This is a genomic window from Streptomyces sp. XY431, from assembly GCF_001279805.1.
In the GTDB taxonomy this organism is placed as follows: domain Bacteria; phylum Actinomycetota; class Actinomycetes; order Streptomycetales; family Streptomycetaceae; genus Kitasatospora; species Kitasatospora purpeofusca.
The window spans coordinates 86848-95392 of the sequence record NZ_LGDO01000002.1 but is presented as its reverse complement, the minus strand read 5'-3'; the positions used below and the strand labels follow the sequence as shown (position 1 = coordinate 95392).

Annotated in this window: 7 protein-coding genes; 1 reads left to right on the top strand and 6 read right to left on the bottom strand. The window is 75.0% G+C overall.

What is annotated here, in order from left to right:
* The 4 genes from ADK60_RS01160 to ADK60_RS01145 form a co-directional block, all read right to left on the bottom strand.
* Nucleotides 1-1117, bottom strand: a 1117-nt coding sequence (locus ADK60_RS01160; protein WP_053642416.1) for a peptidoglycan-binding protein, incomplete at its 3' end; no start/stop codon positions are given.
* Between the two features lie 264 nt (nt 1118-1381).
* On the bottom strand, nt 1382-2314 hold the full coding sequence (locus tag ADK60_RS01155) for a pyridoxamine 5'-phosphate oxidase family protein (protein WP_053642415.1): 933 nt from the start codon (nt 2312-2314) through the stop codon (nt 1382-1384).
* A gap of 82 nt (nt 2315-2396) precedes the next feature.
* Nucleotides 2397-2864, bottom strand: a complete 468-nt coding sequence (locus tag ADK60_RS01150; RefSeq protein WP_053642414.1) for a VOC family protein — start codon at nt 2862-2864, stop codon at nt 2397-2399.
* 199 nt (nt 2865-3063) lie between these two features.
* Entirely contained in the window at nt 3064-4002 is a 939-nt protein-coding gene (locus ADK60_RS01145) for a hypothetical protein (RefSeq protein ID WP_078896270.1), read from the bottom strand.
* A 426-nt stretch (nt 4003-4428) separates the two neighbouring features.
* Here ADK60_RS01145 and ADK60_RS01140 point away from each other — a divergent pair, with 426 nt between their 5' ends.
* The gene (locus tag ADK60_RS01140; RefSeq protein ID WP_045938628.1) at nt 4429-4995 is read left to right on the top strand and encodes a CGNR zinc finger domain-containing protein; all 567 of its coding nucleotides are present in this window, start codon (nt 4429-4431) and stop codon (nt 4993-4995) included.
* Nucleotides 4996-5068: 73 nt separating this feature from the next.
* Here ADK60_RS01140 and ADK60_RS01135 read toward each other — a convergent pair whose 3' ends face one another.
* Both ADK60_RS01135 and paaN read right to left on the bottom strand, forming a co-directional pair.
* Nucleotides 5069-6562 carry an FAD-dependent monooxygenase gene (locus ADK60_RS01135; RefSeq protein WP_053642412.1) on the bottom strand — a complete coding sequence of 498 codons (1494 nt, stop codon included), beginning with the start codon at nt 6560-6562 and terminating at the stop codon, nt 5069-5071.
* A gap of 168 nt (nt 6563-6730) precedes the next feature.
* Nucleotides 6731-8431, bottom strand: a complete 1701-nt coding sequence (paaN, locus tag ADK60_RS01130; protein WP_045938626.1) for a phenylacetic acid degradation protein PaaN — start codon at nt 8429-8431, stop codon at nt 6731-6733.
* Between the last annotated feature and the right edge of the window lie 114 nt (nt 8432-8545).

Here is an 8545-nt window from a genome sequence, read left to right as displayed (position 1 = left end):
GTGGTGAGGAGGGCGGGGGCGGGGGCAGCGGGGCGGCACCGTCGATGTTCCGGCCCTTGCCGTTGACCAGGTAGTCCCAGGTGTCCTTGCCCGGGAGGCCGTCCGCCTCACCGCCGCGCCAGCCCTGCGCGAGCTGGAACGCCTCGGTGGCCCGCCGGTCCGACTCGCTCCAGCGCGGCCCCGGCCCCTCGGTGTAGAACCGGCCGCCGCCGCGCCGCACCAGCATCTCGCCCAGCCTGGTGACATAGGCGTTGTCGGCACCCGGACCGAACTTGTCGGCACCCGGGAACGCCGTGGCCGCGGCGCCGTCGCTGCTGCTCCCACCGGTGGTGAGCGCCTTGTAGCGGTACGGGACGTAGGTGGCCGAGTTGGACCAGTAGGCGTACGGGGTCGCCCGCCTGGTGGCGCCCGGGGAGGTCTGCTCGTACGCCAGGTAGCGGGTGCGGGCGGCGTCCGTCCAGCCGCCGAAGACGGTGACGTGCGAGCCGCCCCGGGGACTGGCCGGGTCGTTGTGGATCAGGACGTCACCGGGCTGGAGCTCGGCCTTGGTGATCCGCTCGGCGAAGTCCGGCAGGGTCCAGGTGGTCTGGCTGCTGCCCAGCCCCCAGGCCATCGAGACGAAGCCGGAGCAGTCCTGGCGGTACCCGTCCGACCAGTAGCGGCTCATGCTGTACGGGACCTTCTGGTCGACCCAGCGCTGCGCCCGTTCGATGATCGAGGCCCGGGTGACGGGTTGCGCGGCGGCCGCCCGTTCGTCGGTGGCGGTCTCGCCGTAGAGGCTCTCGCCGTAGAGACCGCCGACCTCGCCCTGCGGGGTGTCGGTGCGGGAGGCGGCCGGGCCGCCGGGGGTCGGGGCCGGGGCGGGGGCGGGTGCCGCGGTGGCCGCCCCGACCGCGCCGCCGCCCAGGGCGGTGCCGACGGCGGCCATCAGGACGGCGGCCCGGCGGCGGACGCTGCGGGCCGCGGCGTGGCCGCCCTCGTGCACCGGTGCGGCGTGCAGCCGGGCGCGGCGGCGGGTTGCGCAGCCCCCGCATATGCAGTCGTCCTCCGGTTCGACCTCGTCGAACCGCAGCAGGTCGAACCGCGGCAACGGGGCCGGTCGGCCGGTTCTGGTCATGCTCCGCCTCTTTCTCCTGGTGGGGGAGGGTGTCCATCGGGGCCGCTGACGGCGGGACAGCACATTCCTTCCCAGGGCGACACCGTGTGTCATCCGGACCAAAGTCCCAAAGCGGACACCTGGTCGGCGCGGTGGGTTGCGCCGCGCGGGTGACTGTCGTTCGGTATCCCGGGCGTGGCGCGGGCGTGGCGCGTGGCCGGGGTGGGAGTGGGGAAGGCAGTCGGCGAGGACGCTGTGCTGGCGTTCCGTCGGACTGTCCCACTGTCAGCTGACGGAGCGTGCGGAGGCGGGCGGGTTGGCGGGTGAGTACTCGGGTTCGGTCCAGCTCAGCGGGGTGGCGTCGGCCAGTTCCACGACGCCGGTGACGGTCAGGTCGACCACCCGTTCGGCTCCCGGCAGGCCGGCGGCGGCCGGGTCGGACCAGTCGGTCCTGGCCTCGCCGGTGACCAGCAGCGCGCCGCCGGTCTCCCAGTCCGGGACGAGCAGTCCGGCCCGCGGGTCGAACTCCAGGTTGCCCAGGGTCATGAACATGTTGTTGCCCGCGTAGTCGGGCCAGCGCAGCCGGTCCGGGCCGAGGACCCGCAGGAAGCCGGGGTTGCCGCCGCGGTGCGAGGCGTCCGTCCGGCCGTCCGGGCCGGCGGTGGCGACGAAGAAGGTGTCAGCAGTGCTCACCAGCAGCTGCTGGGCGGTGCTCAGCAGCGGGCCGGCCGCCACCCGGCGCGGGGCGCCGGCCCCGGGGCGGTCCACCGGGTGGCGGCGCTGGATGTACTTCGGGCAGTTGGCGTAGACCTGCTCGGCGGCGATCACCAGGCCGCCCCGGCCGTCCGGTGCGGAGCGGCCGTTGACCCGCATCCGGCGCCGGGCGGCCGGGTCCAGGGCCACGGTGCCGACCTCGGCGGGGCGGGCCAGGGCGGCGGCCAGCGGGTCGGCCTCGGCCGGGTGGGCGGCCACCGTCACCGTCCGCTCGTCGGGGGCCCGCAGGAAGCCGGCCGGTCCGCTGAGCTGGGTGGCCCAGAGCCGGCCGTCGGCGTCGGCCGCCCCGACCACCAGCACCCGCCGCTCGGTCAGGAAGCGGGCGGCCACGGCGGGGACGGTACTGCCGACGGCGCGGCCGGAGTGGTCCGCCCGGTCGGTGCGGCCGGCCCGGGCCTGCACGGCCCGTTCGCCGGGGTGGTAGGGGGTGCCGGTGGCGGTCATGACGGGTGCCTCCCTCGGGCCGGGCGGTACGTCCTGGAGGTGTTTGCAGAACTCTTTGCAAAGTGCACTTTGCAAAGAGTTTCTAGAAGAAGCCGCAGGTCGGGGCGGAGGCGGTGGGGGCCTCGGCGCCGGTCTCGTCGACGCCCGCCGGGGTGTAGATCTCCAGCCGGATGCCGTCGGGGTCGGTGAAGAAGATCCCGCCGGAGGCGGCGCCCTCGCGGTGCGGGACGACGCCGTCGTAGGCGAAGGAGGCGCCCAGCTCGCGCAGCAGGGCCTCGGCGGCGCGGACCTCGTCGAGCGAGTCGACCTGGAAGGAGAGGTGGTGCAGGCCGGGGGCGGCGGTCGCGAAGGCGCCCTCGCTCTGCTGCCAGAGGGTGAGCACCGGCCGGCCGTCGCGGCCGAGGAAGGCGTAGCGGTGCTCCGGGGCGGTGCCCTCCGCGACCAGCTCCAGCCCCAGGACGCGCCGGTAGAAGGCGGTGGAGCGGGCGAGGTCGGTGACGTTCAGGCCCACGTGGCCGGTCTGCAGGGTGCTGCTGATGGTGCCGGACATGCCTGATCACTCCCGTGGTCAGGGCGCCGCGGGGCGCCGCTGTCTAACCGTTGATGACGACAGTAATGGTTAGTCTCCGAGGAGGTCAACCAGTACGGTCGGTTTCAATGGTTAGAAATTCCGGTCATGGCTCTGCCATGACAAATCCGAGATGCGGGGTGCGGAGGAGCGGGCGCGCCGGCGCCGGGCCGGGGTGCGGCTACTCCCACTCCCACCGGGCGCCGATGTGGCCCGGCTGCTGGTCGGGGGCGAGGATCTGGGCGCTCGCCGAGGCGCCGATCCAGAGCTGCTCGCGGCGGCGGTCGACGTCCGCGCCCGGGTCGCGGTCGTAGCGCTCGCAGTGCACCGGCACGGTCGCCGGGTCGAAGTGGACCTGGAGCACGTACTCGCGCACCGGTGTGGCGAAGCGGCGGCTGTACTCCGTCGTCTCGGCGCCGCCGGAGGGGATCTCGACCTCGTACTCGAAGACCGTGCTGTCGCCGAGGCCCAGCGGACGGTCCAGCATCACCTCGCCGACGATCAGGCCGGTGTCCGGGCGGCGGCGCACCCGGCCGAGCCGGCCGTGCCGGACGCCGGTGATCTCCGGGCAGCCGGTCGCCTCCTCGTCGGCCTTGTGCACCACCAGGCAGCGGGTCACCCCGGACACCGTGGCCCGGACCACCTGGCGCATCCGCAGCAGGTTGCCGCGCCGGTCGGCGTCGACGAAGTACGAGTCGTGGACCGAGAGCCGCTCCAGCTCGCCGGCCGGCGGCGCGTCCAGTTCGGCGAAGACGTCGGCGATCTGCTGCTCGCCCGGCCAGACGTCCTCCAGCCGCAGGTGGCTGGCGCCGGCACTGGCCGCCCAGCGGCCGCGCGGGCGCGGCGGGCCGAGCAGCGCGGACAGCGTGGAGTGCGGCAGGCCGAGGAGTTCCTCCAGCAGGTGGACGGCGCGCAGCGAGCTGGCCCGCTCGGGCTGGCTGCGGCCGCGCCGCCAGTAACTCAGCGTCGTGACACTGACCCTGACGCCGCGTTGGGCCAGGGCGGCGCGGATCCGGTCCAGGCTGAGGCCGCTGGCCTCGATCGCCACGTGGAGGGTGTCGGCGAAGCCGCCGGTGGGGCTGGGACGCCCCGGCGTCGGCGCGGGCGACAGCGGGGGCACGGGCGGCCGGGGTGCGGGCGCAGCCGTGTCAGGGCGCGGCCCGACCAGTCTGAGTCGAGCGTCCTGGGGATGCTGTGAGGCCATGTGGTTACCTTCCCCACCGAGCGGGTGCGGCAGACCCGGAACGGCGCCGGAACGCGCCGTCAACGGCCTCGCCGAGCTGTGGGGAACCCTATGCACGGTCGAGAGGCTACGTCATCAGTCGTGCGTATGACAGTGGTCACGGGCGGTCTGCCACAGGGTTAGCGATCTTGAAACAGTGCGGAAACACACGGGCCTTTTCCCGGCCGGGTGGTGTGTTCCGGACCGGTGGCGGCAGGTTCCGGCCAGGGGCCCCGGGGCGGGGGCCCGACGTAGACTCGGGGACCGGCCCGGAGCGAGCGAACCGGCCGGGAGCGAGAGACGGCCGAGAGCGAGGGAGCGTCGATGACCGAGCGGACAGCAGACCCGCGGGACCCGCGCCCGCTGCTCGGCGAGCCGCTCGCGCTCGACCTGCTGAACACGCGGTGGGCCGGTGAGCCGGTGAACGATCTGCTCGCCGAGCCGGACGGCCACGCGATCTGGCTCTCCACGGCCGGGCTGGCCGACCGCTGCCCGGCGGACGGGCCCGGGCTCGACGCCCTGCGGGAGGCCCGGGAGGCGGTCAGGACGGCCGTCCGGGAGCTGGATGCGGGCGGGCTGCCCGGCGCCGGTGCGCTGGCCGGGCTGGACGCGGTGCTGCGGCACGGGCGGGTCCGGCGGGAGGCCTCGGCGGCCGGGCCGGTGGACCGGGTCGAGGTGGACGAGCCGCGGTGGCTGGCCGCCTGGCTGGTGGTGGACGACTTCCTGGGGCTGCTGGCGCAGGGCCCGGGGCGGATCAAGAAGTGCGCGCACGACGCGTGCATCCTGCACTTCTTCGACACCTCGCAGAACGGCCGGCGCCGCTGGTGCCGGATGGCCGTGTGCGGGAACCGGGCCAAGGCGGCCCGGCACTACGAGAAGGCGCGTCCGTAGCCCCGGGCCGTAGCCCCGGGCCGCCCGGCGGGCGGCCCGGGAGGGCGCCGCTCCCCCGGGCCGCGCGGGCGGGTCAGGCCTCGCCGAGCCACTCGGTGAGGGCGGCGCGCAGCTCGCCGGCCCCGGGGTCGACGGCGGCCCAGGCGGCGTAGCCGTCGGGGCGGATCAGCAGCACGGTGTCGCGCAGCTTGCCGTGCGGGTCGGCCGGGGCGACGGTGACCAGGTGCTCCCGCCACGGGTCGGCGGCCGCCACCTCGTCATTGCTGACCAGGACGAACCTCCCGGCCCGCAGTGCCTCGTAGAGCCGCTGCGGGGCGGCCGGGCCGTCCTCGCGGGGCGGCTCCAGGGCGGTCAGCCGCAGGTCCGGGACCCGCTTGCCGACCAGCGGGTGGGCGTCCTTGGGGGCGGCGTAGGCGATGCCGAGGCCGGAGACGGTGCGGGCGCCCCGGTCCACCACGGCGTCGACCCGCCCGGCCACCTGGACCAGCGCCCCGCGCAGCGCCCGGGTGGCGGCGGACTGGGCGAGCGCGACCCGGATCATCGCGCCGGAGGCGCGCAGGGCCGCCCGGCCGACCGGGTGCCGCTCGGTCTGGTAGCTGTCGAGCAGGGTGTCGTCGGCCCGGCCGCGCAGGACGGCGACGAGCTTCCAGGAGAGGTTGGCGGCGTCCTGGAGGCCGGTGTTCATGCCCAGGCCGCCGGCCGGGGAGTGGCAGTGGGCCGCGTCGCCGGCCAGGAACACCCGGCCGGAGCGGTAGTCGGGGACCTGCCGCTCGTCGCTGTGGAAGGTGGAGCTCCAGCGGACGTCGTGCAGTCCGTAGTCCTCGCCGAGGGCGCGGCGGGCGATGTCGGCGAGGAGCTCGGGCCCGGGTGCGGTGCCGTCCGGGACCTGCTCGGCGCGGTCCCGGGCGAGTACGCGGTACCAGCCGTCGCCGAACGGCACCAGCAGCGCGAAGCAGTTCTCGTCGGCGCCGGCGGCGATGCCGTCCTCGGGCTCGCGCTCCAGGCGGACGTCGGCGAGCAGCACCGAGTCGACCACCGACTCGCCGGGGAAGGGCAGTCCGAGCAGGTCGCGGACGGTGGAGCGGACGCCGTCGGCGCCGACCGCGTAGCGGGCCCGGTGGGTGGTGGTGGCGCCGTCGCGCACCGTCTCGACGGTGACGCCCTCGGGGTCCTGCCGCAGGCCGGTCACCTCGGCGCCGCGCAGGACGGTCGCCCCGGCCTTCACCGCCCGCTCGTGGAGCAGCCGTTCGGTGTGGTACTGCGGCGTCAGCAGGACGAACGGGAAGCGGGTCGGCAGGTGGCCGAGGTCGATCCGGACCCGGTTGAAGGCCTTCAGCGCCTCGACCGGGCGGCCGGTGGCGATGAGCTCGTCGGCGAGGCCGCGGGCGTCGAGGAGTTCGAGGGTGCGGGCGTGCACGGCGAACGCCCGGGTGAGGCTGGACTCGGTGGCGCGCTTCTCCAGCACGGTGACGCCCAGGCCGGCGGCGGCGAGGTCGCCGGCCAGCAGCAGGCCGGTCGGCCCGGCGCCGACCACGATGACGTCGGTGACGGCTTGCTTCTCGGTCATGTGTCAGCTCCCGGTGCTCGAACAGCGGCTGGACGCCGTGTGTGGCGTTTCCCCGGCCCCCATCATCGCTTCCCGGGAGTGACGTTGTGAATCTCCGGTCCCCGGCGCGTGGCCGGGGACCGGAGGCACGGGCCGCCGGAGGGCGGCACCGGGCTCGGTCGTGGCGGCTCAGCTGTGGCGCCGGATCTCCACGGTGCGGAACCGGTTGGCGACGAAGGCGCCGTCGCAGTAGGCGGAGTTGGCGGCCGGGTTGGCGCCGGTGCCGTGCAGGTCGGAGAAGGCGGCGGTCTGGTTGGCGTACACCCCGCCGGTGAGGTTGAGGGAGAGCGAGACGCCGGCGTCGAGGGCGGCCTCGACCAGGGCGGCCTCGACCTCGGCGGAGGTGGTGTAGGCGGCGGCGGTCATCGCGCCCTGGGTGCGGACGGTGTCGCGCAGCAGCTCGACGGCGGCGGCGGTGTTCTCGACCGCGACGGCGAAGGAGACCGGGCCGAAGCACTCGGCGCGGAGGACCGCGCGGTCGTCCGGCTTGTCGGCGTCCAGCGTGACCAGCGCCGGGGTGCGGACGGTCGCGCCCGGGAACTCCGGGTGCTCCACGGCCCGCGGGGCGAGGGCGAGTTCGCCGTACTCGCCGCCGGCCGCGGCGGCCGAGCGCTGCAGCACGCCGGGGTTGACCACGGCGCCGAGGACGGCCGCGGCGCGGGCGTCGTCGGAGAGCAGGCCCTCGATGGCGGCGGCGAGGTCGCGGACCACCTCGTCGTAGGACTTGGCGCCCTGGTCGGTGTCGATGCCGGTGCGCGGGACCAGCAGGTTCTGCGGGGTGGTGCACATCTGGCCGCTGTACAGCGAGAGCGAGAAGGCCAGGTTGTTCAGCATGCCCTTGTAGTCGTCGGTGGAGTCGACGACGACGGTGTTGACGCCGGCCTTCTCGGTGTAGACCTCGGCCTGCTTGGCGTGCTCCTCCAGCCAGTCGCCGAAGGCGGTGGAGCCGGTGTAGTCGATCAGCCTGATCTCGGGGCGGACGGCCAGGGTCCGGGCCACCGTGCCGCCCTCGTGCTCGGCGGCCAGGCAGACCAGGTCGGCGGCGAAGCCGGCCTCGGCCAGGACCTCGCGGGCGATCCGGACGGTGAGCGCCAGCGGGAGCACGGCCCGCGGGTGCGGCTTGACCAGCACCGGGTTGCCGGTGGCCAGCGAGGCGAACAGGCCGGGGAAGCCGTTCCAGGTCGGGAAGGTGTTGCAGCCGATCAGCAGTGCCAGGCCGCGCGGGACGACGGTGAACTCCTTGGTCATCACCAGCGGGTCCCGCTTGCCCTGCGGCTTGGTCCAGCCGGCGCTCTCCGGCAGCCGGGTCTGCTCGGCGTACGCGTAGGCGACGGCCTCCAGGCCCCGGTCCTGGGCGTGCGGGCCGCCGGCCTGGAAGGCCATCGCGTAGGCCTGGCCGGTGGTGTGCATGACCGCGTTGGCGAACTCGTGCGAGCGGGCGTTGATCCGGGCCAGGATCTCCAGGCAGACCGCGGCGCGGGTGAGCGGTCCGGCGGCGGCCCAGGCCGGGCGGGCGGCGGACAGCGCGGCGATCAGGGCGTCCGGCCCGGCGTGCGGGTAGCCGATGCCCAGTTCGAGGCCGTACGGGGAGACCTCGCCGCCCACCAGGTCGCCGTCGGCGGGGTGGCCGGGCAGCTCGAACGGCTGGTTCAGCAGGGACTCGAAGGCGGCCCGGCCGTCCGCGGCGGCGCTCTCGCCGTAGGCCTTCGGGAACTCGGGGTAGGGCGACCAGTAGTCGCGCTTGGCGGCGGCGTCGACCGCGGCCGCCAGGGTGGCCCGGTGGCGTTCGACGAGTTCGGCGACGAGGGGGTGGGTGACCGCTGCGGACATGGTGTGCGCTCCTCAGAGGGGAGGACGGGACACGTCACAGAGTAACCGAACGATCGGTCGGCTCAAGAGGGCGAACGGGGTCGGAGTGCGGGAGCGCACCGGGGGCGGGCGAAA